The 25200-nt window shown below is 66.8% G+C and carries 28 protein-coding genes and 1 tRNA gene; 12 read left to right on the top strand and 17 right to left on the bottom strand.

What is annotated here, in order from left to right:
* Positions 1-170: 170 nt before the first annotated feature.
* The 4 genes from ACFP3H_RS23805 (at position 171) to ACFP3H_RS23790 (ending at position 3503) form a co-directional block, all read left to right on the top strand.
* Positions 171-938 (top strand): hypothetical protein, encoded by a 768-nt coding sequence (locus ACFP3H_RS23805; RefSeq protein WP_378609288.1) that lies wholly within the window; start codon positions 171-173, stop codon positions 936-938.
* Between the two features lie 234 nt (positions 939-1172).
* Complete coding sequence (locus ACFP3H_RS23800) at positions 1173-1334, top strand: hypothetical protein (RefSeq protein ID WP_378609287.1); 162 nt, start codon at positions 1173-1175, stop codon at positions 1332-1334.
* On the top strand, positions 1331-2041 hold the full coding sequence (locus ACFP3H_RS23795) for a recombinase family protein (RefSeq protein WP_378609286.1): 711 nt from the start codon (positions 1331-1333) through the stop codon (positions 2039-2041). The genes ACFP3H_RS23800 and ACFP3H_RS23795 overlap by 4 nt, the downstream gene beginning before the upstream one ends.
* A gap of 1 nt (position 2042) precedes the next feature.
* Entirely contained in the window at positions 2043-3503 is a 1461-nt protein-coding gene (locus ACFP3H_RS23790; RefSeq protein WP_378609285.1) for a tyrosine-type recombinase/integrase, read from the top strand.
* Here the strand turns inward: ACFP3H_RS23790 and ACFP3H_RS23785 are convergent.
* From ACFP3H_RS23785 to ACFP3H_RS23770, 4 genes are all read right to left on the bottom strand, one after another.
* Entirely contained in the window at positions 3436-4575 is a 1140-nt protein-coding gene (locus tag ACFP3H_RS23785; protein ID WP_378609284.1) for a DUF4062 domain-containing protein, read from the bottom strand. The two genes, ACFP3H_RS23790 and ACFP3H_RS23785, sit on opposite strands and share 68 nt — an antisense overlap.
* A gap of 195 nt (positions 4576-4770) precedes the next feature.
* Positions 4771-4844 (bottom strand) — tRNA-Leu (locus ACFP3H_RS23780).
* A 115-nt stretch (positions 4845-4959) separates the two neighbouring features.
* Positions 4960-6402: an amino acid permease gene (locus ACFP3H_RS23775; protein WP_378609283.1), complete on the bottom strand. Its 1443-nt coding sequence runs from the start codon at positions 6400-6402 to the stop codon at positions 4960-4962.
* 104 nt (positions 6403-6506) lie between these two features.
* Positions 6507-7982, bottom strand: a complete 1476-nt coding sequence (locus tag ACFP3H_RS23770) for a peptide MFS transporter (RefSeq protein WP_378609282.1) — start codon at positions 7980-7982, stop codon at positions 6507-6509.
* A 163-nt stretch (positions 7983-8145) separates the two neighbouring features.
* Here ACFP3H_RS23770 and ACFP3H_RS23765 point away from each other — a divergent pair, with 163 nt between their 5' ends.
* The gene (locus ACFP3H_RS23765; RefSeq protein ID WP_378609281.1) at positions 8146-8592 is read left to right on the top strand and encodes an SRPBCC family protein; all 447 of its coding nucleotides are present in this window, start codon (positions 8146-8148) and stop codon (positions 8590-8592) included.
* Between the two features lie 113 nt (positions 8593-8705).
* Positions 8706-9539, top strand: coding sequence for an MHYT domain-containing protein (locus ACFP3H_RS23760; RefSeq protein WP_378609280.1), 834 nt, complete (start codon positions 8706-8708; stop codon positions 9537-9539).
* Between the two features lie 46 nt (positions 9540-9585).
* Here the strand turns inward: ACFP3H_RS23760 and ACFP3H_RS23755 are convergent, their stop codons facing one another.
* The 8 genes from ACFP3H_RS23755 to ACFP3H_RS23720 form a co-directional block, all read right to left on the bottom strand.
* The gene (locus ACFP3H_RS23755; protein ID WP_378609279.1) at positions 9586-9798 is read right to left on the bottom strand and encodes a hypothetical protein; all 213 of its coding nucleotides are present in this window, start codon (positions 9796-9798) and stop codon (positions 9586-9588) included.
* 30 nt (positions 9799-9828) lie between these two features.
* Positions 9829-9984, bottom strand: coding sequence for a DUF6131 family protein (locus ACFP3H_RS23750; RefSeq protein WP_378609278.1), 156 nt, complete (start codon positions 9982-9984; stop codon positions 9829-9831).
* A gap of 115 nt (positions 9985-10099) precedes the next feature.
* Positions 10100-10387 carry a hypothetical protein gene (locus ACFP3H_RS23745; RefSeq protein WP_378609277.1) on the bottom strand — a complete coding sequence of 96 codons (288 nt, stop codon included), beginning with the start codon at positions 10385-10387 and terminating at the stop codon, positions 10100-10102.
* A gap of 81 nt (positions 10388-10468) precedes the next feature.
* Positions 10469-11200, bottom strand: a complete 732-nt coding sequence (locus tag ACFP3H_RS23740) for a GntR family transcriptional regulator (RefSeq protein WP_378609276.1) — start codon at positions 11198-11200, stop codon at positions 10469-10471.
* An 88-nt stretch (positions 11201-11288) separates the two neighbouring features.
* Entirely contained in the window at positions 11289-11828 is a 540-nt protein-coding gene (locus ACFP3H_RS23735) for a hypothetical protein (RefSeq protein WP_378609275.1), read from the bottom strand.
* Between the two features lie 153 nt (positions 11829-11981).
* Positions 11982-12578, bottom strand: coding sequence for a DUF305 domain-containing protein (locus tag ACFP3H_RS23730; RefSeq protein ID WP_378609274.1), 597 nt, complete (start codon positions 12576-12578; stop codon positions 11982-11984).
* A gap of 51 nt (positions 12579-12629) precedes the next feature.
* Positions 12630-13001: a DUF6153 family protein gene (locus ACFP3H_RS23725; RefSeq protein WP_378609273.1), complete on the bottom strand. Its 372-nt coding sequence runs from the start codon at positions 12999-13001 to the stop codon at positions 12630-12632.
* Positions 13002-13052: 51 nt separating this feature from the next.
* On the bottom strand, positions 13053-13631 hold the full coding sequence (locus tag ACFP3H_RS23720; protein ID WP_378609272.1) for an AMIN-like domain-containing (lipo)protein: 579 nt from the start codon (positions 13629-13631) through the stop codon (positions 13053-13055).
* Between the two features lie 357 nt (positions 13632-13988).
* On the opposite strand from ACFP3H_RS23720, the gene ACFP3H_RS23715 reads away from it, so the two are divergent.
* Complete coding sequence (locus tag ACFP3H_RS23715) at positions 13989-15137, top strand: class I SAM-dependent methyltransferase (protein WP_378609271.1); 1149 nt, start codon at positions 13989-13991, stop codon at positions 15135-15137.
* Between the two features lie 151 nt (positions 15138-15288).
* Positions 15289-16155, top strand: a complete 867-nt coding sequence (locus ACFP3H_RS23710; RefSeq protein WP_378609270.1) for a Bax inhibitor-1/YccA family protein — start codon at positions 15289-15291, stop codon at positions 16153-16155.
* A 247-nt stretch (positions 16156-16402) separates the two neighbouring features.
* On the opposite strand, the gene ACFP3H_RS23705 is transcribed toward ACFP3H_RS23710, so the two are convergent.
* From ACFP3H_RS23705 to ACFP3H_RS23695, 3 genes are all read right to left on the bottom strand, one after another.
* Entirely contained in the window at positions 16403-16885 is a 483-nt protein-coding gene (locus ACFP3H_RS23705; RefSeq protein WP_378609269.1) for a DUF4126 domain-containing protein, read from the bottom strand.
* A 189-nt stretch (positions 16886-17074) separates the two neighbouring features.
* Positions 17075-18295, bottom strand: coding sequence for an acetyl-CoA C-acetyltransferase (locus ACFP3H_RS23700; protein WP_378609268.1), 1221 nt, complete (start codon positions 18293-18295; stop codon positions 17075-17077).
* A 60-nt stretch (positions 18296-18355) separates the two neighbouring features.
* Positions 18356-19240, bottom strand: a complete 885-nt coding sequence (locus ACFP3H_RS23695; protein WP_378609267.1) for an SGNH/GDSL hydrolase family protein — start codon at positions 19238-19240, stop codon at positions 18356-18358.
* 182 nt (positions 19241-19422) lie between these two features.
* On the opposite strand from ACFP3H_RS23695, the gene ACFP3H_RS23690 reads away from it, so the two are divergent.
* On the top strand, positions 19423-20799 hold the full coding sequence (locus ACFP3H_RS23690) for a cystathionine beta-synthase (protein WP_378609266.1): 1377 nt from the start codon (positions 19423-19425) through the stop codon (positions 20797-20799).
* A gap of 115 nt (positions 20800-20914) precedes the next feature.
* Complete coding sequence (locus tag ACFP3H_RS23685; protein WP_378609265.1) at positions 20915-21742, top strand: mechanosensitive ion channel family protein; 828 nt, start codon at positions 20915-20917, stop codon at positions 21740-21742.
* A 28-nt stretch (positions 21743-21770) separates the two neighbouring features.
* Here ACFP3H_RS23685 and ACFP3H_RS23680 read toward each other — a convergent pair whose 3' ends face one another.
* The gene (locus ACFP3H_RS23680; RefSeq protein ID WP_378609264.1) at positions 21771-22127 is read right to left on the bottom strand and encodes a DUF6401 family natural product biosynthesis protein; all 357 of its coding nucleotides are present in this window, start codon (positions 22125-22127) and stop codon (positions 21771-21773) included.
* Between the two features lie 112 nt (positions 22128-22239).
* Between ACFP3H_RS23680 and ACFP3H_RS23675 the strand changes: the two genes are divergently transcribed.
* Both ACFP3H_RS23675 and ACFP3H_RS23670 read left to right on the top strand, forming a co-directional pair.
* The gene (locus tag ACFP3H_RS23675; protein WP_378609263.1) at positions 22240-23544 is read left to right on the top strand and encodes an NtaA/DmoA family FMN-dependent monooxygenase; all 1305 of its coding nucleotides are present in this window, start codon (positions 22240-22242) and stop codon (positions 23542-23544) included.
* Positions 23545-23651: 107 nt separating this feature from the next.
* Positions 23652-23957, top strand: a complete 306-nt coding sequence (locus ACFP3H_RS23670) for a hypothetical protein (protein ID WP_378609261.1) — start codon at positions 23652-23654, stop codon at positions 23955-23957.
* Between the two features lies 1 nt (position 23958).
* Here the strand turns inward: ACFP3H_RS23670 and ACFP3H_RS23665 are convergent, their stop codons facing one another.
* The gene (locus tag ACFP3H_RS23665; protein WP_378609260.1) at positions 23959-25140 is read right to left on the bottom strand and encodes an acyl-CoA dehydrogenase family protein; all 1182 of its coding nucleotides are present in this window, start codon (positions 25138-25140) and stop codon (positions 23959-23961) included.
* Between the last annotated feature and the right edge of the window lie 60 nt (positions 25141-25200).

The raw sequence follows: 25200 nt of genomic DNA, 5'->3' as shown, positions 1-25200 counted from the left end.
CGATGAAAAGTCGAAAGGAGCCGCCGTAAAAGACCAGGTAGAAGCAGAAAGTTTGAATCGCGGGTAAGGGGCGTTAGGTACACCGCCGCACGAGGGGGGGTACGCGTACACCCCGTACACCCCCTGTACAGCCCCGCCGGGCGTGGGCCAACGAGTGAGAGGAATTGTCAGTGAACGAGGAAATGCAGGATCCGGAAATGGCCGAAGCTGTAGCTGCTGCCCCGGCTGAGTCGGAGGTGGAAGAGCTGGGGATAGATGTGGATGGAATCGGTTCGAGCGGTGAAGATTCGACGGCGCAACCTATAGAGACTGCACCTAAGAGGATCCCCTGGGACGACGGCCGCATCCCGGCTAGGCAGTGCACCGCACGGCGGACGAATGGGCAGCCTTGTCGTAAGGCGGCGTATGCCGGGATGAATGTGTGCGGGACGCACGGCGGTAAGGCTCCGCAGGTGAAGCGCGCGGCACGTCGTCGCCTGGAGATGGCTGCGGACCGAATGGCCAAGGAGTTGTTGGGCATTGCTACCGACACATCCACCCCCGCCGCCGTGAAGTTGGCAGCCATCCGCGATGCGTTGGACCGCGCAGGCGTCAGCGGGAAGACGTCGGTCGAGTTGGAGGTCACGGCCAAGCCCTACGAGGAGGTGCTGACCGGAGTGTTCGAGGGTGGCTCCCGCGCGGAAAGCCGTGCGCGGCGCGGAGTTCCGGACGAAGGGCCTGCGTCGCAGCTCTGGCGCGAACTGCTGGAGGAAGCGCAGGTCGTAGACGCCGAAGTGGTGGCTGACGACGAACCGGTCCAGCGATCTGAACCCGCCTCGTATGCGCAGCCTCCCGCGCCGACGAGTGGCCTGATGCCGCTTGAGGACGCCCTGGCGATCCTGGGTGATGACGGCCGCCGCGCGGGTGACGGCGGAGCGCGCATCCATCGGGGCATGTAGCCGCCCTGGCTGCCTGCAATGCCTGTCCCGTACCGCTAGCTATCGGCTGGGCGGGCTATTGCGGGCGGCTGGGGTAGTTGGGCCAGTACGCGCCAGCTCAACCGCACATCCGAAAACAGCCGTTGATCAGCCGTTTCCTTTGTGATCGAACATACGTTCGAGGTATGGTGCCGCTTCATTCACGAACCAAGCGGCACCGCAGGTAGGCGGGCCGCCCGAGAAAGGGGCACGGCAATGGCTGAGGTTTTCAACATCGGGGCACGGGTGCGGGTAGTGGCTACGGGACAGCTCGGCACGGTGGTGGATGGCGGGAGCGCCACACCGCTGGACTACCTGCTGGAACTTGCCAACGGCGAACTCCTGGACGTTGCGCACGGGGAGATCGCTCCCGCGTGAACCTCGTCGGCTACATCCGCGTAAGCACTGCACGCCAACGGGAGGCCTACGGGCCTCCCGTGCAGCGGGCCGACATTCGTAAGTGGGCCAAGGCAAATGGGCATCGCATCGTCGCCTGGCGCGAGGACGCCATTTCCGGCACCAGTGAACTCAAGGACCGCGCCGGTTGGGTGGGTGCTGAGGACTTGGTGAAACTGGGCAAGGCGCACGGGATCGTCGTGGGTCGGCTGGATCGGCTTGCCCGCGACGTACTCATCCAGGAGTTGTTGTTGCGCAACACGTCCCGCCTTGGCGGGGTGCTGTGTTCCGCGCGTGACAGCGAGAACGAGCTGCTCACCGGCGAAGCCCGCGATCCCAGCCGAAAGCTGATCCGCACGATCCTCGGCGCGGTGTCTGAATACGACCGCGAGATGACGGTCGAACGCCTGGAGGCTGCTCGCAAGGCCAAGGCTGCACGCGGGGGATACGCCCACGGCGGGCTGCCGTACGGGTGGGCCTCCAGGGGCGGCGTGCTGGTGGCACTCCCTGCCGAGCAAGCCGCGTTGCGAACAATGCAAGCCCTGGCTGAACAGGGCATCAGTACCCGTGAGATCGCCAAAGTCCTTACCGCAGACGGGCATCCAACTAAGCGCGGTGGGCGATGGTCCAGCGCAACTGTGTCCCGAATCCTCAGCCGCACAACCGATTCCATCCGAAAGGCCGCCTGACATGGCATATATCCGCAGCTACGACACCACCACCCGCCGCAACGGCAAGCCTGTGAAGCGATACGAGGTGGTCTGGCGTGAGCCGGTGCGCGACGAGTTCGGGTTGCCGATCCCGGTGGACCCTGCACGGCCGGAGGGCAAGAAGAAGACCCGTGCCAGCCAGGAGTCGTACGCCACCCGCGACGAAGCCGAAGCACGCCGAGACGAGCTGAACGCAGCACGGCACACCAGCGGCACAACTGCCCTGGCGGATGCGCGCAAGGCGGGTGACCTGCCGTTCGGCTACTACGCACGGGCCTGGCTCGACAGCCTGCAAGTGAAGGTGAGCCAGGGGCGGTTGAAGCAACGCACCTTGGACGACTACGAGAAGTACCTCCAGCGCTACGCGCTGAAAACGTTCAGCGGCAAGGGGATTGCGTCCATCAAGCCTCGGCACTGTGAAGAGTTCTTGGCTGTATTGGTACGGCAGGAGTCCCGGCAGGGCGAGACGCTCGCACCTGCAACGGTGAAGCACGCCTGGGGTGTGTTCGGCCGGGTGCTCAAGTACGCCGTGCGGCACGACGCCATCCCTTCTAACCCGGCCGACCGCGTGGACTTTGAAACCAACCGCGCAACCGGCGACCACGACGACTTCGAGCCGAACCCGCTTACTGCCGAACAGGTGGCGCAGGTCAGCACGGCCATCGCGGGGACGGGTCAGCTTCCCGCGTACCCGGTCTACGCGCTGATGGTCGATTTCCTGGCGTACACCGGGCTGCGCGCCAGCGAGAACACCGGGCTGGAGGTGCAAGACCTGGAATTCCGTACGGCTCCAGGTGCGCCCATCCGGTGCGTGGTGCACGTCCGCCGCACCAAGGACCGCAAGCAGACACCCCAAGGTCGGCAATGGGTTACGAGCACGCCCAAGTCCAAGCGCAGCAAGCGCCCCGTGGCGCTCCCTCTCTGGCTGGCTGCACGGATGCACGCCTACCTGTTCGGCGACGATGTCGTGCACCCGCGCTCCGCGGAGCCCACCGCGCCACTGTGGCCCAGCCGCCAGAACTGCGGAGGGTTGCGCCTAGCGGGTCAGCGGTACGCGGTGCCGTTTGACTGGTCGCAGCCGATGGCTATGGGCACCTTCTACGACACGATCTTCAAGCCCGCGCTGCTGGCGGTAGGGCTGCCTGCGAGTGCACCCGCCACCGAGACCAGTCCGCCTACGCGCGGCGTGCGCCTGCACGACCTACGGCACACCTTCGCGGTCATGCAGTTGATGGCTGGGACACACTTCATGCAGGTGTCCAAGTGGTTGGGGCACAGTACGTTCACCCTCACCCTGAACACCTACGGCGACTGGATCCCCGAGGAGGACGGCGGCGCGGCCAACCTGCTGCCCGAACCACCTGCCCCGGCGGTTACTGCTGCTCCGGCTGTTGAGGTTCCGTCGAATGTGGTTCAGCTGTTTGGTCGTCGGTCGGGCTAGTCGCATGGGACGGCATCTCGGCATCATCGTCGTCGCCCACGTCAGCATTCGGATCTTCGCCCTTGGGGACGGCAATTAGGGTCGTCATGTGCCTGTCCCCTTGCGGCGTTAGGCGAAGGTATTTGTTGGTGTCGTTCACCGGGCGTTTCTTAATGCCGTTGTCAATCAAGCCGAGCGCCCTGAACTGGGTCTTTACGAGCTCCCAGTCGTCGGTGTACATGAATGGTTGGCCATTCTTGGCGGATTTCAATTTCTCGATATCGTCTTCTGTGGCAGTGCTGACTAAGTGACTTGCAACTCGTGTACGTACCTTTCCCTCGGTCTCCTCATCGGCCATTGCAGGAGAAATATCCCTATAGATTGCATCCCATGTCGTTCGTACGCGCGTAGATGCTTCCTTGTTGATCCGTGCATCCCGTACGCCGAGCCATAGTGTGACCTCTTCGTCGCCACCTGCGAGTTTGGATGTATCCTCGACCAGGGCGTTCTTTGCTTTTGATTCGGCTTCCTTAAGTGCCGCGATTTGTTCGCGCAGCGATATCATCTCGCGCTCTTGTTCAAGAGTCATAGCGAGATTGCCTCTCACCCAGCCGACTCCAGGCTTCCTCTTTATCGCCTGAATAAGGCTGGTGACGACCATGCCGCCAAGCTCTGCGGGGGAATTGAAGAAGTTCACTGGCCGCGATTGAACCTTTTCGCGAAACTTATTCAGGAGCGCTTGTGCCGTTGCATCGGTGTCGGTATCCCGTGCGGGAATGCTTCCGGGATCTTTATGTACGAATCCGAGAACTGGTATGCCAGCCTGGACGGCATAGTCGTATTCTTTTTCGGTATAACTGATTCCGTCGGCGTCAATGATGCTGCCATATCTCCCAGCGACGACAACGATGTAATAGTCACTCTGATCAATCACTTGCTCGATTAGCTCCCACTGGCTTTCGTCGGCAGATGGAAACATTTCCATGCCAGCGGGTAGGTGATCCATCTTTAGGATCGCCTGAATGACTTGGGCGCGCTCGTCGGCGAGGTCCCTGTACGTCGAGCTTACGAAAACCTGGTATCGCTTCTCCACGGCCGCGAGTGTATCGGTTGAAGGGTGGCGGTCATGCGTCTGTACCCAACGGCCGGGAAGGTCTCCTGTGTTGACACGCACCCGGCGTCGGCTCTTGAGAAGTTGCCACGCCTGCGCGCCGGGGTGGTGCCGGGGTGGTGACGCTTGATTTGGCCGGTGACCTGCACCGCAACCCATCTACCTGCGACGAATGAGTGCCCCCACAGGGACTCGAACCCTGACTGTGCGGATTTTAAGTCCGCTGCCTCTGCCAATTGGGCTATAGGGGCGTCCCGGACAGCGTAGCGAATCGTACGGGTGTACCGGAATCGTGTGGGGAGAGATGGTCGGTCCGGCGTGTCGGGTGGGAGCGCGCCGGACCGATCATGTCATCGAATGGGCTGGTCAGTCGGTTTTGCGGAGGACGGAGTGGCGGCGGCCGTAGACGAAGTAGACGACGAAGCCGAGGGCCATCCAGATCAGGAAGCGCAGCCAGGTTTCCACCGAGAGGTTCACCATCAGCCACAGGCAGGCCGCGACGGCCAGGATGGGGATGAGGGGGACCAGGGGGACGCGGAAGCCGCGGGGGAGGTCGGGGCGGGTGCGGCGCAGGATGACGACGCCGATGGAGACCAGCACGAAGGCGAACAGGGTGCCGATGTTCACCATCTCTTCGAGCGTGCCGAAGTCGACGAAACCGGCCAGCACCATGCAGACCACGCCGACGATGACGGTCAGCCGCACCGGGGTGCCGCGCTTACCGGTGTGGGACAGCCAGCGCGGCAGCAAGCCGTCGCGCGCCATCGCGAACCCCACCCGGGTCTGGCCGAGGAACAGCACCATCACCACCGTGGTCAGACCGGCCAATGCGCCGATGGAGATGACGTTCTTGGCCCAGTCCACGCCGTGGATCTGGAATGCCGTTGCCAGCGTGGCGTTCTCGCCCGCCAGTTCGGTGTAGGGGACCATGCCGGTGAGCACCAGCGTCACGGCCACGTAGAGCACGGTGACGATCAGCAGCGAACCGAGGATGCCGCGCGGGACGGCCTTCTGCGGGTTCTTGGTCTCCTCGGCGGCGGTGGCGACGACGTCGAAACCGATGAACGCGAAGAACACCAGGCTGGCCGCGGCGAGCAGGCCGTACCAGCCGAAGTTGCTGTCGCCCGCGCCGGTGATGAAGGAGAACAGCGACTGGTGCAGGCCGCTGTCACCGCTGTCGCTGGGCTCCGACGGCGGGATGTAGGGGCTCAGGTTCGAGGCCTTGAAGTAGGTGATGCCGAGCACGAGCACCAGCGCGATGACGGCCAGTTTGATCGCGACCGCGATCGCCGAGACCCGCGAGGACATCTTGGTCCCCAGCGCGAGCAGCACGGTGAGCACCGCGAGCAACGACACCGCGCCCCAGTCGAAGGTGACCGAGCCCAATTGCACCGTGGCCGAATCGAATCCGAAGACCGTGCCAAGATACTGCGACCAGCCCTTGGCGACCACCGAGGCGGCCAGGGTGAATTCCAGGATCAGATCCCAGCCGATGATCCACGCCACCAATTCGCCGAAGGTGGCATAGGAATAGGTGTAGGCGCTACCGGCCACCGGAACGGTCGAGGCGAATTCGGCATAACAGACCGCGGTGAGCCCACACGCGATCGCGGCGAAAACGAAAGCCAGCGACACCGAGGGTCCGGCCACATTTCCGGCGGTGCGCGCGGTGAGGGTGAAGATGCCCGCGCCGACGACCACGGCGACGCCGAAGATCGTGAGGTCCCAGGCGGTCAGGTCCTTGCGGAGTTTGGAATCGGGTTCGTCGGTATCGCGAATCGACTGCTCCACCGATTTGGTGCGAAACATTCCACCCCATCGGGCAGGTGGTGACCCGGTCCCGTCGTGCGGTGTCGGCACGGTTTTTCTCCTTCTGCTGCGAACGTAGAACTGGGGATTACCCGAAAAACGGCTCAGTGCACGCCCTGCATGCGACGTGTGATCCACGGCGCGCACGCCATGACGATCAGGCCCGCCACGATCGCGGCGCCGCCACTGAAACCGAAATATGCCGCCTCGTTCTCGGGGCTGTAGTAGCGCGCCAGCGTGCCCGCCATCGAGGTGCCGATACCGACCGAGAAGAAATACAGCGCCATCATCTGCGAGCGGAACGCGGCGGGCGCGAGATGGGTGGTGACCGCGAGACCGATCGGCGAGAGCAACAGTTCCGAGACCGCGAAGCCGCCCAGAATGGCGAACACCGCCAGCACCGGAACGGTCTTGCCCTCGAACCCGCTCAGCAGCACGAACAACCAGAACGCGATACCCATGCCGATCACGCCGAGAGCGAACTTGATCGGGGTGCTCGGGGCCCGATTGCCCAGCTTGGTCCACATCAGCGCGAACAGCGGCGAGAGCACGATGATCCACACCGGTTCGACCGAGCCGATCCAGCTCGCCGGCGCCTCCCAGCCGAAGATGTGCCAGTCGACGCGCTCGTCGGAATACACCGCCAGCATGGTGAACATCTGCTGGAACAGCGACCAGAACACCGCGTTGGCGAGGAACAGCGGAATGAACGCGATCACCCTGGTGCGTTCGACGCCGGTCACCTTCGGACTGCGCAGCATCACCGCGAAATAGACGATCGAGGCGACCACGATGACGCCGGTGGTCACGTCGGAGAGGTTCTCGAGGGTGACCAGCTTCGTCGCGATGGCGACCGCGGCGACGACCGCGAGCACGGCGACTCCGATCAGCACGGGCGTGAGTTCGCGGCGGGTGATCGGGTTGGCCACCTCGCGCCCGTGCGTGCCCAGATTGCGGCGGAACACGACGTACTGGGTCAGGCCCAGCGCCATGCCGACCGCCGCCGCGCCGAAGCCGACGTGGAAACCCCACTCGCGCTGCAACAGGCCCGTCAGCAGCGGACCGCTGAACGCGCCGATGTTGATGCCGAGATAGAACAGCGTGAAACCACCGTCGACGCGCGCGTCCGTGGGCGAGTACAGCGTGCCGAGCAGTGAGGAGGCGTTCGCCTTCAGCGCGCCGCTGCCCAACGCCACGAGCACCAGACCGACGCCCACCCCGGCCAATCCGGGCAGCACGGCCAGCGCGATATGCCCGGCCATGACCACGACACCGCCGTAGAAGACGGTCTTTTCCATGCCCAGCACCCGGTCGGCAATCCAACCGCCGAGCACTGTCGAGAGGTAGACCAGGCCGCCGTAGGCGCCGACGATGCCCAGCGCGGTGCTCTGCGCGATGCCGAGTCCGCCGTCGGCGGTGGAGTAGTAGAGGTAGTAACCGAGGATCGTGAGCATGCCGTAGAAGGAGAAACGCTCCCACAGCTCGACACCGAACAGGTTCGTCAATCCGATCGGGTGTCCGAACAGGGTGCGTTCGGCGGGGTCGGGCGGGTCGCCGAGCCGCGTATCGTCGGTGGACATGGGGGAAACGATCCCACGTCGAAACGGCCGACAGCAATTTTCCCGCATCAACCGCGTTCGGCGTGCCGCGCCGGTGTGTCCGCCGTGAACACGGTCGGCGGGGGCGGCGAACACGAATTACGCTGGGTGGGGCGAACTCCCGCGACGGACGAGGAAATCAGACGTGCTCACAGCCCAGGTGACCGTGCCCGTGCGGGCCGAACGGGCGTTCGCCAGCCTGTCCGACGGCTGGCTCTACGCCAGCTGGGTGGTCGGCGCCTCGCACATCGGCAAGGTCGACCCCGACTGGCCCGCGGTCGGCAGCCGCATCCACTACCGGTTCGGGCTGTGGCCGGTGCTGATCAGCGACACGACGGTGGTGCGCGCCATCGACCCGCCGCACCGGATCGAGCTGGAGGCCCGATTGTGGTCGGTCGGCTCGGCCTGGATCGTGCTCACCCTCATCGAGGAACAGCCCGGACACACCACGATCAGGATGGTCGAACGAGCCGCGCGCGGCCCCGCCCAACTGATCCCGGGGCCCGCCCAGGATCTACTCTTCGCCGCCCGTAATCAGGAATCCTTGGAACGGCTCGCCGATTTGATTCGTGCTCGCTCACAAAATGGATGATTCGCGGTGAACTTTCGCCATGTGACCAGGTGAAACGAATTCCGTGTAACTGTGCCCGATCCGCCTGGCGGGGTTAGTCTCTGGCCGAGAGAAATGTTGGTCAGGGGGTCGACGTGACGCATATCGAGCACTTCAACAATGGCTGGATGAATCCGGTCCTGGCATTCGCGCTGTCGTTTATCGGGTCGGTCTTGGGGTTGCGCTGCGCGGTGCACGCCAAATCCTCTACCGCGCCGCTCGGCTGGCTGCTCGCCGCCGCGGTCGCGCTGGGCGGCGCCGCGATCTGGGTCATGCACTTCACCGCCATGCTCGGGTTCAGCATCGGGGGCGCGCCGGTGCGCTACGACGTGACGTTGACGCTGATCAGCGCGGTGATCGCGATCGCGGTGGTACTGGTGGGGCTGACCATCGTCATCCGGGGGCGCACCGAGTGGGTGAGTCTGCCGCTGGGCGGGGCGATCACCGGACTCGGCGTCGCGGCCATGCACTACCTGGGCATGCGCGCCATGCACACGCCGGTGCCCGTCTACTACGAGCCGACGCTGGTGGCGACCTCGATCGTGATCGCGGTGGTCGCCTCGACCGTGGCGCTGTGGTTCATGCTGCACGTGCGCGGGTTGTTCATCACCACCGGCGCCGCATTGATCATGGGAATCGCGGTGTGCGGCATGCACTACACGGGCATGGCGGCCATGCGCGCGCACCACGGTGTGGGTACCGAGGTGGTCGACGGGGTGGCGCCGGTGCAGTTGTTGCTGCCGTTGATCGCGACGGTGTCGCTGGTGGTCACCGGATTGGTGATCGTGGTCGGACTCGCGGAATTGGACGGTGCCGAGGACCACCTCGATGCGGGGTCGTTGCGCACGCGCGAGGACAGTCTGATGCACAGCACGGATCCGGCCACGCTGTCCGACAGTGGAAAACACTGGCCGCGGCGGTCGGAATAACGCGATCAGCCGCCGTGGACCGATTTCTCGGCCACGGCGGCTGGGCTCAGCTGGGCTGCGGAAGGTCGCAATTATCGACCTTCGGATTTGCGCCCAGATAGTTGAGTGGGCCCGCGATGATCGTCACCGCTATGGTGCCGAGCGTCGCGCAATTCTGGTCGCGTTCGGTGTAGTAACCGCGTTGGCCCGCGGCCAGGATACCGATCAGCAACCACACCAGCACGACGAGCGAAATTATGCGAGGTGTATTGCCCCTCATGGTTTTTCCCTTTCCCGTGTCGGTGCGGGGTCAGTAATAGTGTCGACGGCCGCCGACGGGGCGTCCGACCGCGCCGATCAACGCCAGCGCGAGACCGACCACCAGCAGGATGATTCCCACTGTATTGAGAAGCGGAATGCCGAAAACGAGTCCGGCAATGAGGAGTACTGCGCCGAGAAGAATCATCAGAGCTCACCTTGTTCGGTGTCGGGACCGTGGAAACCGGGAGGCATCCACAGTGGCCGAATGCCCGGGATTCCGGAACCGAAACAGGTTGCGGCACAGAAGCCTCGAACAATTCTCAGCGAGCGTGAATCGGCAGTGCCGCCGAACCGGTGATGGGTCCGCGCCCGGCGCCCGAGCCGAGGTCGGCGTCGAACGAACCGGTGGAGCTGCCCAGGTCGGCGTCGAAGGAGCCGGTGGAGCTTCCGGTGGGCGGGCCGAGTTGGACCGAACCCGAGGGCAGGATGTCCCAGTCGGCGCTGCCGACGGGTGCGGCGGCGGCGGTGCCCGCGCTCGCGAGCAGGGCGGCGGCGGCGAGTGCGGCGAGCAGGGCGGCGCGGGTGGCGGTGGATGTCGGGACGGACATGGGTGATACCTCCGGGGGCTTCGCTGTGATAGCTCCCGGACAGTAACTGAAATACTGTGATTTCACACTGAAACGGTGCGGTCAGGACGGTGCGCGCTGACCGACTTCCATCTGCACGCGATACCGATCGGCCCGATACCAGCTGTGGGTGTGCTCGATCGGCACCTCCGCGCTGAACGACACCCGGTCGAAATGCAGGACGGGAGCGCCCTTCCTGATCCCGAGCAGCGCCGCGACACCGGCGTCGGCGGCCTGGGCGTCGACCGTCTGCACCGCCCGCTCGATGGGTCGGCCGTAGCGCTCGGCGGTCGTCCGATAGATCGAACCGGTGAGATCGTGCGAGATCAGACCGGGTAGCAGCTCGGGATTGAACCAGGCGTCGTCGACGCTGATCGGGTCCTCGTCGGCCAGTCGCAACCGCCGCACGTGATAGGCCGACACGCCCTGGGGCAGCCGCAGCGCCCGCGCCGTCGCCTCGGGCGCCACCGCCTCCTCGGCCACGAAAACCAGCGTCGTCGGATGGTGGCCGAGCGCGCGCATCTCCTCGGTGAACGAGGCTAGATGCAGCCGCGACTGCACCGGCCGATGCGCGACGAAAGTCCCCTTGCCACGAACCCGAACCAGGTAACCCTCATTGACGAGCTGACCGACCGCCTCGCGCACCGTGATCCGGCTGACGCCGTAGTCCTGCATCAGATTGCGCTCACTGGTCAGCAGGTCGCCCGGATGTAGTTCGCGCGTGCACTTCTGCAGCAGAATCGCGCGCAGCTGTTCATGTTTGGGCACTGCGCTGTCTCGCAGCGGTGCGGGCATCGCCGGTGGCTCCTTCTCGCTGGTCGGCCGAGAGGTCCCTACTGGTCCTATCCGGCTGGTTCGACAATACGCGAAGGGTGCGCCCCGATCAGCTGCCGTAGGGGCCGCACGCCTCGATCGCGACATCCTTGGACGCGTTGAACGTGTCGATCACGCCGTTGAGTTCGTCGGTGGCCGCGCGCCGTTCGAGGGTGTCGGCCAGGGTGTTGGTCTTGGTCACGTAGTCGCGCAACGGATCCGCGAGCGCGGGGATCACATCGCCGGTGAGTTTGCGGTCCAGATCCTTGGCGCTGTTGCGCAGGGTCACCACCGCCTCGCTCGCCTTGGTGTCGGCGTCGGGGGCCTGATCGTTGGACGCGGAGATGTAGGCGTTGAACGAGGTGACCGAAGTCTTGTTGGCCAGGCGCAATCCGTCGCACGCCCCGTCGTTGGCCGCCTCGATCTTGGCCGCCTTCGACGACGACGCGGCCGCCGAGGATGCCGCCACCTCGGAGGTATAGGACGCGAGCTCGGTCTGGTTGACCTCGGCGGTGCCCGAGACCTGGTTGGAACAGGCGCCGATGAGAATCAGTCCCGTCGCGGTGGCCGCCATCGCGGTGCCGAGTCCGAGGCGTTCCAGTACTCGCATTTCCCTGTCCTCCCTCGAGGTCGCAGGCACCGGGTCGGGCCGGAGCCGAACATATCGACCGTACTGGCTCGCCACCGGTGCCGTCAGGTCACGGCGGCGATTTCGATGTGCGCCGAGACGCGGCGCCGGGTGCTGACCCGGCGCCGCGCACGATCAATTCTGGTCGAGTATGCCGCGCATGGTGGCGATCTCGGCTTCCTGATCGGCCACGATCGTCGACGCGAGCTGTCGCGAGGCCGGATTCACGCCGTTGGCCAACTCGGTCTGGGCCATCGCGACGGCGCCCTGGTGATGGTCGATCATCATCTGCAACCACTGCCGGTCGAAGTCGTCGCCCTGGGCGGCGTCCAAGTCGGTCATCTGCTGGGTGGTCATCATGCCCGGCATCTCGTGGCCGTCGTGATCGGCGGCGCTGGGCGCGGGCTTGCCGAAACTCGTGAGCAGATCGGTGATCTCGCGCATCTCCGGCGCCTGCGCCTGTTCGATCTGCGCGGCCAGGTCGATGAGCTGCTGATTCTGGGTGTGCGAGGGCACCATCTTCGCCATCTCGACGGCCTGGGCGTGATGCGGGTACATCATCTGCAAGAACGTCACGTCGGCGTCGTTGAACTCGGGACCGGCGACCGCGCTGGTGGTGGTCGTGGGGGAGTGCTCGGCGGTGTGGGTGGCGGTGCTGTCGTCGCTACAGCCCGCCGCCACCACGACGGTGGCGACGGCGGCGATCAGGATGTGGGTACGGCTGAGGGACATGGGTGATCCTCCGGGGATTCATGGTGTCGGAAAGGGGGCGGTGGGCGCCCATCAGATCCGCAGAATCGCCAGCTGAGACAGGGTGAGGACGGTCCAGGGCGGTGGGCGTTCGCGTCGGCCGCGCCAGATGCGACGGCCGCGTCGGGCCGCGGCGGCGGTGTCGGCGAGGCGGTAGAGCAGGACCAGTGTGCCGGCGATGGCGAGGGCCACCAGCACGAAAACGCAGGGGTGGACGGCGGCGTGATCGCCGCAGCCCGAGTCGCCGCAGTCGGTGTGGTCTGCCGGCGCGGCGGGCTCGACGACGGCGGTGTGGGTGTCGGTCGCGTGGGCGGTGCCGAAGACCGCGGAGTGCATGGCGACGATCCCGACCAGCAGCGCGAAGACCGCGAGGGCCCTCGCTGAGCGGGAAGGATGCCGGTCCATCACGGCGGCCAGTCTAGCGAGTTCCTTGCTGATACCCGTGCGGGGTAGGGGTCACGGGGTGGCGATGTCGACGACCAGGCGCGGCGGATCGGTCAGGGTGCTCACCGCGAACGGGCGCTGAGCGGCGTCGATGCCGACGAAGGACTGGGTCACGCCCTCGTAGACCAGGCGCTGGTAGACCCCGGTGATCATCGGCGTGCCGGGGTCGGTGACCGGGTCGGGGCCTGCGAAGGGTGGGACGGTGGAGTCGAACGGGTAGGTCGAGCCGAGCACGCGCACCTCGAGAATCGAGCTCCCCGCCACGTCCACCGCCCGGCCGCTGCCGTCCTGGGTCGCGCTGTCGGTATAGGCCACCTGCCAGCCGGGCGTTCCGGCGCCGCCGAGGACGAAGACCACCCGGTCGAAGCCGGGGTGGCTGCCGAGGCGGATATCGCTGACGGTGAGCGCGGCGTCCGCGGAGGCGGCGGCGGACTTCGGGCCGGCGTCGGTGGGCACCTGGCCGCCGGTGTCGGCGAAGGTGCTGACGGTGCTCGTCGTGGTCGGCGCCGCGGTGGGCGCGTCGTCGGCGCCGCACGAGGACAGCGAAACGGCGGCCGCGGCGATCGAGGCGAACACGAGGGCGGTGCGCATGGGGCCGATCGTACGCAGGGCGGCGCGGGTCGGGGGCGCATGTTCGCGGGGTGTGTCCGACAACGGAAAGTTTGCTGCGGGTACGGAGTTGATCATCGTTGGGTGTGATGCGCGCAGGTCGTCGGCGGGATTCTCGGTGAACGCGTACCAATTCGGCGGTTAGCGCCTGCGGTGTCGGGTGGCGCCGCGCAGGCCGTTGCGGCCGAAGTATTGAGGAACAACGCAATTCGCGATGCCGATGGCGCGGACGGATCTGCAAGGGTGTCGCAAATCGACGGAAGTCGTTCCTGCTCATCCCCGCCGACCGATACCGGGCCCGGATGTGACGCTGGGGCAACGATCTAGCACACTTGTCGAGTGGACAGTGTTGAGGACGTATTCGACCGACTACGCCGGTATCCGGATGTGGAGGCGCCGAATCTGTATGCCGTCGACGCCGCCGACCGACTCCTTCTCGACACCGCCGCCGAGGCCCTGGCCGGTGCGGGTAGCGGCGAGGTTGCGGTGATCGGTGACGGGTACGGCGCGCTCACCCTCGGTAGCGCGGCCGCGCACGACCTCACCGGCCTTCGCGTCCACCAGGACCTGATCACCGGCGAATCGGCGCTGGCCGCCAATGCCAAGAACCTCGGACTCACCGACCGCTACACCGCCCACGGCCTCGACGCCGAGCTGCTCGGCGGCGCGCGCGTGGTGCTGATGCGGTTGCCGCGGATGCTGGCGGGGGTGGCCGAGATCGCCGAGAACATCGCCCGCTACGCCGCCGCCGACGTGGTCGTTTTCGCCGGCGGTCGCGACAAGTACCTGACCCCGGCCATGAACGAGATCCTCGCCGAATCCTTCGCGCGGGTGCGGGCGGGTAGGGGGCGGCAGAAGTCGCGGGTGCTGATGGTGAGCGAGCCACTGCCGGTGGGTGAGCCGCGATTCCCGGTGCGCGAGAACATCATCGAGATCGACGGCGATGTCCTCGCCTACGGCTCGGCGTTCTCCGGGCCGCGCCTCGACATCGGCACCCGGTTCCTGCTCGAACACCTCGACCGGATGAAGCCCGACGCGCGCGACGCGGTCGACCTCGGTTGCGGGACCGGCATTCTCGCGGTGGCACTGGCCAAGTCGCGCCCGCACATCCGGGTGGTCGGCACCGACCAGTCCGCCGCCGCGGTCGCCTCGGCCAGGGCCACCGCCGAGGTCAACGGCGTCGCCGACCGGGTGACGGTGGTGCGCGACGACGCCATGTCCTCGGCCGCCGACAACAGTGCCGATCTGGTGCTGTGCAATCCGCCGTTCCATGTCGGGGCGGCCGTGCACACCGGGTCGGCGATCAAGATGTTCGTCGAGACCGGGCGGGTGCTGCGGCCCGGCGGCGAGTTGTGGACGGTGTACAACTCGCACCTGAACTACCGGGGTGTGATGGAGCGCATGGTCGGGCGCACCGATGTGATCGCCCGGAATCAGAAGTTCACGGTCACCCGATCGGTGCGCGGACTGCGCGACGTACAGCGATAGCGCGGCCCGAACGCGGTAGAGTCCGATTTGTCCGAACGCGCGGGCGATGCGGTCCAGCGACCGGATCGCCGGGAACTTTGTCCGATCGCGGCGCGTTGAACAGGTCAGTTGGAGCTTCTGCAGCGACTCGTAACTCCAAGAAAGGCGCACGGTGCGTACCTCATCCAATCCGGTGTTCAAGAACCTTCCCCGCCAGGAGGGTGTCGGCGGTTACGCGAACTTCGGTTCGGGCGTGGCCGGCGCGGGCCAGGCGGGCCACTTCGGTAACCAGCAGTACGGCGAATACGGCCAGCAGTACGGCCAGAACTTCCAGCAGGCCCCCGCCACCCGCGCGATGACCATCGACGACGTCGTCACCAAGACCGGCATCACCCTCGCGGTGCTCACCGTCTCGGCGATCGTCTCGTTCGCGCTGTCCACGGCGAACCCGTCGCTGGCCCCGCTGTTCGTCATCGGCGGCGGCATCATCGGCCTCGTGCTGGTGCTGGTCGCGACCTTCGGCAACAAGATGGACAATCCCGCCATCGTGCTGTCCTACGCGGCCTTCGAGGGCCTGTTCCTCGGCGCGCTGTCGCTGATGTTCACCGGCACCGAGTTCGGCGGCGTTGGCGGTAGCGCCCTGATCGGCCAGGCGGTGCTGGGCACCTTCGGCGTGTTCTTCGGCATGCTGGTCGTCTACAAGACCGGCGCCATCCGCGTGACCCCGCGCTTCACCCGCATGCTGATCGGCGCGATGGTCGGTGTGCTCGTGCTGATGGTCGGCAACCTGATCGCCGGCTTCTTCACCGACGGCGGCTTCGGCCTGCGCGACGGCGGCCCCCTGGCCATCGTCTTCAGCCTGGTCTGCATCGCCATCGCCGCGTTCAGCTTCCTGCTCGACTTCGATTCCGCCGACCAGCTGATCCGCGCCCAGGCCCCCGAAAAGGCCGCATGGGGCGTGGCACTGGGCCTCACCATCACCCTGGTCTGGCTCTACGTCGAAATCCTGCGCCTGCTGAGCTACTTCCAGCGCGACTGAGCTCGATCGAACCAACTGGTAGAAGCGGCCCCTCACTGGTGGGGGGCCGCTTCGCTGTCTCTATCCGGGGCTGAGTGCTCTTCGTTCGCATGGCGCTCAACCCAGCCGTTACCGGTGGGCTCGTCGATACGAACGCTGTGCTCGTCGCGCTGCGGTCACTCCGGGAACACGAGCGAGCCGAGTTCCTGCCGGACGATTCCGCGCTCACCGAGTCGAAGCTGGACCTGCGCGGTCTCCGGGGGCAGTTCTACAGATTCATGGCCAGGGCGACGATGAGGAAGCCGCCGCCGACGGCGAGGACGTCCTCGGCCAGTGCCACCGGGAGGTCGCGGCCGCCGTTCTTCTCCACGAGCAGCTTGCGCAGGTGGTAGCCGCCGAGGGTGCCCGCTACGGCGCCGAGCACACCGGCGATCAGGGCGGTCGGGGTGTGTTCCCAACCCGCGCCGATCACCGCGCCGGCGAAGCCGCCGGTCAGGATGCGGGCGCCGAACTGGGGCGGGACGATGCGGGCCGGGGTCGAGGGCAGCTGGTCGGTGATCAACTCACCCACCAGGAACACCGTCAGGATCAGCACCGTGACCCAGTGCCCCATGAAGCTCGCCCAGGTCCCGGCCACCGGCAGCCAGCCGAGCCAGGCCCCCCATGCCACCACCGCGGGCGCGGTCATCGACCGAAGACCCGCGACCACTCCGATCAGGAGAGCGAACAGCAGAACCATTGTGTGTGTCATGTGGAGCCTCCATCTGTTTCTCACGCCGCCGAGGCGGGGTCGAACGAACGACAAAGGTTTCACTGGACAATACGCTGGTAAAAGGCTCGGAACGGCTCCGTGAGAAGGTCGTGACCCCCTCGCTACCCCAGCCGAGACCAGTCGAGCGGCCCCCCGGTCGGGGAGCCGCTCGATCAGATTTCAGGGAACTCAGCTGAGGCGTTCGATCACCAGCGCCATGCCCTGGCCGCCGCCGACGCACATGGTTTCCACGCCGAACTGCTTGTCGTAGGTCTGCAGGTTGTTCAGCAGGGTGGTGGTGATGCGGGCACCGGTCATGCCGAAGGGGTGGCCCAGCGCGATCGCGCCGCCGGAGACATTGAGCTTGTCCTCGTCGATCTCGAGCTCACGGGCCGAGCCGATCACCTGGACGGCGAAGGCCTCGTTGATCTCGAACAGGTCGATGTCGGAGACCGACTTGCCCGCCAGCGCCAGCGCGCGCTTGACGGCCTCGACCGGGCCGAGGCCCATGATCTCGGGCGACAGGCCGGACACGCCGGTGGAGACGATGCGGGCCAGCGGGGTCAGGCCCAGCTCCTTGGCCTTGGTGTCGCTCATGATGACCAGCGCGGCGGCGCCGTCGTTGAGCGCGCAGCAGTTACCGGCGGTGACCGTGCCGTCGGGACGGAACACCGGCTTGAGCTGGGAGACCGCCTCGTAGGTGACGCCGGCGCGCGGGCCGTCGTCCTTGCTCACGATCGTGCCGTCGGGCAGGGTCACCGGGGTGATCTCCCGCTCGAAGAAGCCGGCCTTGATGGCCTCCTCGGCACGGTTCTGCGAACGCACGCCCCAGCGGTCCTGGTCCTCGCGCGAGATGCCGGTCAGCGACGCGACGTTCTCGGCGGTCTGGCCCATCGCGATGTAGGCGTCGGGGATCAGGCCGTCTTCGCGCGGGTCGTGCCAGGCACCCTTGCCGCCCTTGGCGGTCTCGGCGGTGCGGGCCTCGGCCTTGGCGAACTCGGGGTTCTTGGTGTCGGGCCAGCTGTCGGCCGAACCCTTGGCGTACCGGGAGACGGTCTCCACACCGGCGGATATGAACACATCGCCCTCGCCGGCCTTGATCGCGTGGAAGGCCATCCGGGTGGTCTGCAGCGAGGACGCGCAGTAGCGGTGCACGGTGGTGCCGGGCACGGTGTCCAGGCCCAGCTGCACGGCGATGATGCGGCCGATGTTGAAGCCGCCCTCGCCCGCGGGGGAGCCGGTGCCCAGGATGATGTCGTCGATGGTGCTCGCGTCCAGGGCGGGCACCTTGGCCAGCGCGGCACGCACCATCTGCGCGGTCAGGTCGTCCGGACGCATACCAGCCAGGGACCCCTTGACGGCACGGCCGATGGGGGAACGGGCGGTGGAGACGATGACGGCCTCGGGCATGAGGACTCCTTTTCGCGTGTATGGCGTGAACGGCTGTTTACTTGCCGGTCTGATTCGAATCTACGTCCCGCGATGCGCGACGGGAAGACCAGGTCGACCGCGCACCTGCTCGATCAGCACCGGAAGCAGCTGCGCGGCGGCCAGTTCGTACCCGGCCGCGGAGGGGTGGAATCCGTCTGTGGCGAACAGGATTTCGGGCGCCGCGCGGAATTCGGAGGCGACCAGCGGTGAACCCATCGGCACCGCCACCCCACCGGCGACGGTCGTGGCCACGGTCTGCGCTTTGGCCAGTCGCACACTCCAATTCGCCACGATCGTGCGCAGCGGCTGCGGGATCGCGACGACGGTGCCCAGGTTCGGGCAGGTGCCGACCACCACCAGCGCGTCGGCTTCGCGCAGTCGCGCCACCGCCGAGGCCAACCGGCGGGCCGAGGCACGGATGGAGTGCTTCTTGGTGATGTCGTTGGCCCCGACCAGGATCACCGCGGCGTCCGGCGGCGGCCCCGCGACGAACATCGCGTCGACCTGTCCGGCCAGCCCCTTCGAGGTGGCGCCCGATATCGCCTTGGTGCTCAACCGGATTCGCAGACCGGTGGCATCGGCGAGCCCGCGCGCCAACCGCACACCGGGCACGTCCGCGGCGCCGAGACAGCCGAGCCCGGCCGCGGTGGAATCGCCGAAGACCATCAGGTGCAGGTCGACGGGAGTGGTCTTGCGCCACGGTTCGGGCAGGGCGGCGCCGGGCGCGTAGACGCCGTCGGCCTCGGGTGGTTTGGAGGTGTCGCGGCCGATCACCGCGCGGGCCGCGCCCGCCTGTGTCATCAGCAGTCGGTAGGTGGCCCAGGAGACCGTGCCCGCGCCCGAACCGGCCAGGACCGTCGTGGCGCCGGTCACGACCACGGTCCGCAGCCCGCGCCGGGATTTCTGCCCGCCGGAGGCGGTCATCGGAGTGCGGTGTCGGGCGCGGGTCGCGCCCCCGCGGAGTTACCCATGTCCTAACGAAATCAGGTGTTGCCCGTCGCGACAAGCCCGCGGGCCCGGCGCGCCGAGTCGATCGCGGTGGTGGCTCGCCTCACACGAGCAGACCAGGACGAGCCGTCGAGCTACGCCTCTGCAACGATGGGGGTATGCGTATCGCGGAACACGTGGTTGACCTCATCGGTAACACCCCCCTGGTTCGACTGAACTCGGTGGTCGGCCCCGACGCGGGCCTGGTGGCCGCGAAGGTCGAATACCTGAACCCGGGCGGTAGTTCCAAGGACCGGATCGCGGTCAAGATGATCGACGCCGCCGAGCAGGACGGCCTGCTGAAGCCGGGCGGCACGATCGTCGAGCCGACCTCCGGCAACACCGGTGTGGGCCTGGCGCTGGTCGCCCAGCAGCGCGGGTACAAGTGCGTGTTCGTGTGCCCGGACAAGGTCAGCGAGGACAAGCGCAACGTGCTGCGTGCCTACGGCGCCGAGGTCGTGGTCTGCCCGACCGCCGTGCCGCCGGAGCACCCCGACAGCTACTACAACGTCTCCGATCGCCTGGTCCGCGAGATCGAGGGCGCTTGGAAGCCGAACCAGTACTCCAACCCCGGCGGCCCCGAGAGCCACTACGAGACCACCGGTCCGGAGATCTGGGCCGACACCGAGGGCAAGGTCACCCACTTCGTCGCGGGTGTGGGCACCGGCGGCACGATCTCGGGCACCGGCCGCTACCTCAAGGAGGTCTCCGGCGGCAAGGTCAAGATCATCGGCGCCGATCCGGAGGGCTCGGTGTACTCCGGCGGCACCGGTCGCCCGTACCTGGTCGAGGGTGTCGGCGAGGACTTCTGGCCCTCGGCCTACGACGCGTCGGTCCCCGACGAGATCATCGCGGTCTCCGACGCCGACTCCTTCGAGATGACCCGGCGCCTGGCCCGCGAGGAGGGCCTGCTGGTCGGTGGCTCGTGCGGCATGGCCGTGGTGGCCGCGATCGAGGTGGCCCGGCGCGATCCCGACGCCGTGGTGGTCGTGCTGCTGCCAGACGGTGGCCGCGGCTACCTGTCGAAGATCTTCAACGACAAGTGGATGAGCTCCTACGGCTTCCTGCGCACCCCCCTCGAGGCGGGCCCGGAACCGCTCGTCGGTGACGTGCTGCGCGGCAAGTCCGGCGAACTGCCCGACCTGGTGCACACCCACCCGTCGGAAACCCTGCGCGACGCGATCGAGATCCTGCGCGAGTACGGCGTCTCCCAGATGCCCGTGGTCGGCGCCGAGCCGCCGGTCATGGCCGGTGAGGTGGCGGGCAGCGTCACCGAGCGCGACCTGCTCTCGGCGGTCTTCGAGGGCCGGGCCAACCTCACCGACTCCGTCGCGCAGCACATGAGCCCGTCGTTCCCGCTGATCGGCTCCGGCGAACCGATCTCCACCGCGACCAAGGCGTTCTCCGATACCGACGCCCTGATGGTGGTCGAGGACGGCAAGCCCGTCGGCGTGATCACCCGCCACGATCTGCTCGGATTCCTCAGCACCGACTGAGTGAGCGGCCCTTTCGCAACTTTCTCGCTATCGGCTGGTTCACCCAGAATTTCGCGGGTACCCGCCCGAGGTACACAACCTCGGCAAAGGGTGGGGACGAGCGAAAGGAAGTGCTGTGGATACCTCCGTCGTTGCGATAGATTTCCAGCAGGGCTTGACCGATGCGTGGAGTTCGGTGGCGCAGTTCGTCCCCAAGGCGGTGGCTTTCGTCGCCATCCTGATTGTCGGCTGGATTATCGCGAAAGTGGTCGCCAAGGTCGTCAACGCGGTCTTGGAGCGGGTCGGGTTCGATAAATTGGTCGAACGCGGCGAAGTGCGGAAAATGCTGTCGCACAGCAAATATGACGCGTCCGACATTATCGCCAAGATCGCGTATTACGCGATTCTGTTGATCGCGCTGCAGGTCGCCTTCGCGGTGTTCGGGCCCAATCCGGTCAGCGCGCTGCTCACCAGCATCGTGGCCTGGCTGCCCAAGGCCGCGGTGGCGATCGTGATCGTGGTGATCGCGGCGGCCATCGCGCACGCGGTGAGCGAGCTGATCACCAATGTGCTCGGCGGGCTGTCCTACGGCACCATCCTGGGCCGGATCGCGTCGGTGTTCATCTGGGGCATCGGCATCATCGCCGCGCTGAACCAGATCGGTGTCGCGACCTCGGTGACCACGCCGATCCTGATCACCGTGCTCGCCACCCTCGGCGGCATCCTGGTGATCGGCGTCGGCGGTGGTCTGGTGCGTCCGATGGAGCAGCGCTGGAACAGCTGGCTGGGCAATCTGGAATCGGAGATGCCCGCGATGAAGGGGCAGGCGCAGGCCTACCAGCGCGGGCGTGAGGACATCGCCCGGCAGGGCACGCAGGAGAAGACCCGCGAGTGGGCCACCCCCGGTGCGGGTTCGGCCGGTGGCACCCACGAGACCGGGCTGGGCGGGGAAACCGCCCGCTAGTTTCGTCGGCGTCGGCGTCCTACCGCGATCAGGCGGTGGGGCGCCGCTCGTCTGTCAGGGCCGCGTTTCGGCAGATGGCCGCGAGTCGCAGCGACAGCCAATCGGGTTCCCGCCAGCAGTGCGGCGCGTCCGCGAATTCCGTGCCGGCGCCGTCGCGTAATCCGCCGAGATATCCGGCGAGCAGAATCGAGCGCGGAATGCGGTCCGAATCCTCGACGCCGTATTCGATGATGTCGCGCACGGCGGCGGCGTGCTGATCCAGCTCGGCCAGCAGCGCCGGATTCTCGGCCGCCGCGGTGGCCGCGGGCAGGCCGTAGTCGATATTCAACTGTCGCAATTGTCGCAATGCGGAGAGTTCGAGCAGTGCGTGACCGGGCGCAAACATCACAATATGATAGCAATCTGGTAGCGAATGCGCATAACTGGCCGGAGTGTGAATCGAATTGCGTTGAGCGCAACCGTAGCCGGGTCGCCGTGGCGCTGTTGGACTGGTGATCATGGGCACCGAACGTCGGAAATTGAAGACCGTCACCGGCGTCAGCGGATCGCGTGAGGTGTACGCCGCGGCCGTCGACCCGACCCGCTCCACCCTCGACGAAGCCCTGCGCATCGCGCGGATCGCGCAGGAGAACAAGATCGGCGCCCTGTTCGCCGCCGACCTGCTCAGCTTCGGCGCCCAGGGCGCGATCGGCGCGCAGGAACCGCTCATGCAGCTCGCCGCCCTGAGCGCGGTGACCAGCGACGTCGGCCTGATCGCGACGGTCACCACCACCTTCCATCACCCCTACAACCTGGCCCGGCTGTTCGGCACGCTCGACCACCTCAGCAACGGTCGCGCGGCCTGGAACGCGGTCACCTCCTCGCTGGGGGAGGAGAACTACAGCGATCAGGATCTGCCGAGCCCGGAGCAGCGCTACGCCCGCGCCGCCGAATCGCTCGAGGTGGTCAACGCGCTGTTCGACAGCTGGCGGCCGGGCGCGCTGCGACCCGACGGTGCGGGCGGGGCGATCCTCGACGAGTCGCTCGTGCGGCCGATCGACTATGCGGGACAGCACTTCTCGGTGCGTGGGCCGCTGAACATCCCCACGCTGCCACAGGGCAGGCCGGTGCAGTTCCAGGCCGGCCAGTCCGCGGGCGGGATCGAACTCGGCGCGCGCTTCGCTGAGGTGGTGTTCACCTCACTGCCGACGCTCGCGGACGCGATCACCTACACGAAGAAGATCCGCACCCGCGCAACGGAATTGGGCAGGCCCGAGGGTCTGCCGCTCATCTTCAGCTCCTTCCACGCCACCTACGGCGCGACCGAGGAAGAGGCCCGGCGACTGGTGCGCGAGGCCGCCGAGTCGACCGACTTCGACGCGGGGCGTCGCCAACTGGCCGACATGCTCGGCGGCGGTATCGATCTCACCGACCTGCCCCTGGACAAGCCCCTGCCCGAATCCCTGCTGCCCGCTATCGATTCGGTGCACCGCAGGCGCGGCCGGGTGGAGATCTTCGGCAAACTCGCCGCGTCGGGGGCCACCCTGCGCGAACTCGTCATCGCCGCCAAGGACACCGGCCACTGGGCCGCCGCGGGCACCCCGGAACAGCTGGCCGACGCGATCGAGGAACGCTACCGGGCCGAGGTGCTCGACGTGATCACCCTGGGCGGGCTGGCCGACGAGCGCAATCGCGACTTCGTGGTCAACGGCCTGCTCCCGGAGTTGCGTCGCCGCAAGCTGATCGACTCGGACTACCTGGGCGGAACCTACCGCGCCAACCTCGAACTGCCCGCGTTGACGCCGGTGCATTACGACGGGTGAACGATCCTGTTGGAGTTGCGTGAACCGGGCGCTGCGGCGGTTCGGAGCGGGTATAACCGTTCTGAGATAACTTGCGGCAAACAGCTCGGCGAGCGAAAGGACCCGCAGTGCACGCCACCGACTCGGCCGTTCAGCTGCTCGGCATATCCCCGATCATCGCAGCCGGTGCGGGGTACTCGGCGCAGACCAGGATCGCTGGGATACGTCACAAGCCGTATGCCGCGGTGCTCGCTCGCTTCGCCGCGGCCTTGCTCTGGGGTTGCGGTGGTGTGGCTACGTTGACCGCGATCGGGGTATCCGCGTCCGTCACCGTGCCGCTGGCGCTGACCGTGTTCGCCGTGGTGATGCTCGCGCTGGCACTGGCCTTCGCCGGTGGCATGTTCCGGCCGCGCGAGACCGCCGTGAACCCCTGACCTACCGGAACGCGTTGGCGTCGGTGAGCGCCTTGCCCAGCACCAGTTGGTGCACCTCGGCCGTGCCCTCGTAAGTCAGCACCGATTCCAGATTGTTGGCGTGGCGCAGCACGGGGTAGTCGAGGGTGATTCCGTTGGCGCCGAGGATGGTTCGACATTCCCGCGCGATCTTGATCGCCTCGCGGGTGCTGTTGAGCTTGCCCGCGCTGATCTGCTCGCCGGTGATCTCGTGCCGATCCTTCAACCGCCCCAGATGCAGCGCCAGCAACTGGCCCTTGCCGAGTTCGAGGGCCATGTCGGCCAGTTTCGCCTGGGTGAGCTGGTAGCCGGCCAGGGGCTTGTCGAAGACCTCGCGGGTGCGGGCGTAGTCGATCGCCGAGCTCAGGCAGTCGCGGGCGGCGCCGAGCGCACCGAAGACGATGCCGAAGCGCGCCTCGCTCAAACAGGCCAGCGGCGAACTGAGCCCATGGGATTCGGGCAGCACGGCGTCGGCGGGCAGGCGCACATCGTCGAAATCCAGTGCGGCGGTGATGGACGCGCGCAGCGAGAGTTTGCGGTGGATCTCGCGGGTGGTGAAACCCGGTGTGCCCGCGGGGACCAGGAAGCCGCGCACCCGAGGCTTGTCCTGGCCGGGTTCGTCCGCGTAGGCCCAGACGACCGCGATATCGGCCACCGACCCGTTGGTGATCCACATCTTGGACCCGTTGAGCACCCAGTCGTCACCGTCGCGCCGCGCCCGCGTGCGCATCCCGCCGGGGTTGGACCCGAAGTCGGGTTCGGTGAGGCCGAAGCACCCGATCAGCTCACCGGCCGCCATCGCGGGCAGATACTGCTGCTTGTGGTCCTCGGAACCGAAGAAGTGGATGGCGGTCATGGCCAGCGAGCCCTGCACCGAGACCATGCTGCGCACCCCGGAGTCGACGGCCTCGAGTTCCTGGCAGGCCAGCCCGTAGGCGGTGGCCGAGGCGCCCGCGCAGCCGTAGCCGTCCAGGTGCATGCCGAGCAGCCCGAGCTTGCCCAGTTCCGGGGCGATCTCGCGGGCCGGGAAGGTGCCCTGCTCGAACCATTCGGCCAGGTGCGGTCGCAGCCTGCGCTCGCCGAATCGCGCCACCGTGTCGCGGATTTCGCGCTCCTCCTGCGACAGCAACGGATCGATGGCGAACAACTCTTCGACGGTGACCATGGCCCGAGCTTAACCGCAGGCCCACCCTCGAATCCGACACTTCGACCATGTCGCGAACCC

Origin of the sequence: Nocardia lasii, assembly GCF_042658545.1 — a bacterium.
Classification (GTDB): domain Bacteria; phylum Actinomycetota; class Actinomycetes; order Mycobacteriales; family Mycobacteriaceae; genus Nocardia; species Nocardia lasii.
Note: the sequence above shows the minus strand (reverse complement) of the source record. Positions and strands in the feature narration are given on the sequence as shown.

Coding starts and splice junctions, on each gene's coding strand:
- ACFP3H_RS23750 (WP_378609278.1), bottom strand. CDS start 9,984: ATGATTCTTCTCGGCGCAGTACTCCTCATTGCCGGACTCGTTTTCGGC.
- ACFP3H_RS23680 (WP_378609264.1), bottom strand. CDS start 22,127: ATGTTTGCGCCCGGTCACGCACTGCTCGAACTCTCCGCATTGCGACAA.
- ACFP3H_RS23725 (WP_378609273.1), bottom strand. CDS start 13,001: ATGGACCGGCATCCTTCCCGCTCAGCGAGGGCCCTCGCGGTCTTCGCG.
- ACFP3H_RS23690 (WP_378609266.1), top strand. CDS start 19,423: ATGCGTATCGCGGAACACGTGGTTGACCTCATCGGTAACACCCCCCTG.
- ACFP3H_RS23675 (WP_378609263.1), top strand. CDS start 22,240: ATGGGCACCGAACGTCGGAAATTGAAGACCGTCACCGGCGTCAGCGGA.
- ACFP3H_RS23720 (WP_378609272.1), bottom strand. CDS start 13,631: ATGCGCACCGCCCTCGTGTTCGCCTCGATCGCCGCGGCCGCCGTTTCG.
- ACFP3H_RS23745 (WP_378609277.1), bottom strand. CDS start 10,387: ATGTCCGTCCCGACATCCACCGCCACCCGCGCCGCCCTGCTCGCCGCA.
- ACFP3H_RS23665 (WP_378609260.1), bottom strand. CDS start 25,140: ATGGTCACCGTCGAAGAGTTGTTCGCCATCGATCCGTTGCTGTCGCAG.
- ACFP3H_RS23740 (WP_378609276.1), bottom strand. CDS start 11,200: ATGCCCGCACCGCTGCGAGACAGCGCAGTGCCCAAACATGAACAGCTG.
- ACFP3H_RS23790 (WP_378609285.1), top strand. CDS start 2,043: ATGGCATATATCCGCAGCTACGACACCACCACCCGCCGCAACGGCAAG.
- ACFP3H_RS23695 (WP_378609267.1), bottom strand. CDS start 19,240: ATGACCGCCTCCGGCGGGCAGAAATCCCGGCGCGGGCTGCGGACCGTG.
- ACFP3H_RS23735 (WP_378609275.1), bottom strand. CDS start 11,828: ATGCGAGTACTGGAACGCCTCGGACTCGGCACCGCGATGGCGGCCACC.
- ACFP3H_RS23705 (WP_378609269.1), bottom strand. CDS start 16,885: ATGACACACACAATGGTTCTGCTGTTCGCTCTCCTGATCGGAGTGGTC.
- ACFP3H_RS23700 (WP_378609268.1), bottom strand. CDS start 18,295: ATGCCCGAGGCCGTCATCGTCTCCACCGCCCGTTCCCCCATCGGCCGT.
- ACFP3H_RS23800 (WP_378609287.1), top strand. CDS start 1,173: ATGGCTGAGGTTTTCAACATCGGGGCACGGGTGCGGGTAGTGGCTACG.
- ACFP3H_RS23770 (WP_378609282.1), bottom strand. CDS start 7,982: ATGTCCACCGACGATACGCGGCTCGGCGACCCGCCCGACCCCGCCGAA.
- ACFP3H_RS23775 (WP_378609283.1), bottom strand. CDS start 6,402: ATGTTTCGCACCAAATCGGTGGAGCAGTCGATTCGCGATACCGACGAA.
- ACFP3H_RS23755 (WP_378609279.1), bottom strand. CDS start 9,798: ATGAGGGGCAATACACCTCGCATAATTTCGCTCGTCGTGCTGGTGTGG.
- ACFP3H_RS23730 (WP_378609274.1), bottom strand. CDS start 12,578: ATGTCCCTCAGCCGTACCCACATCCTGATCGCCGCCGTCGCCACCGTC.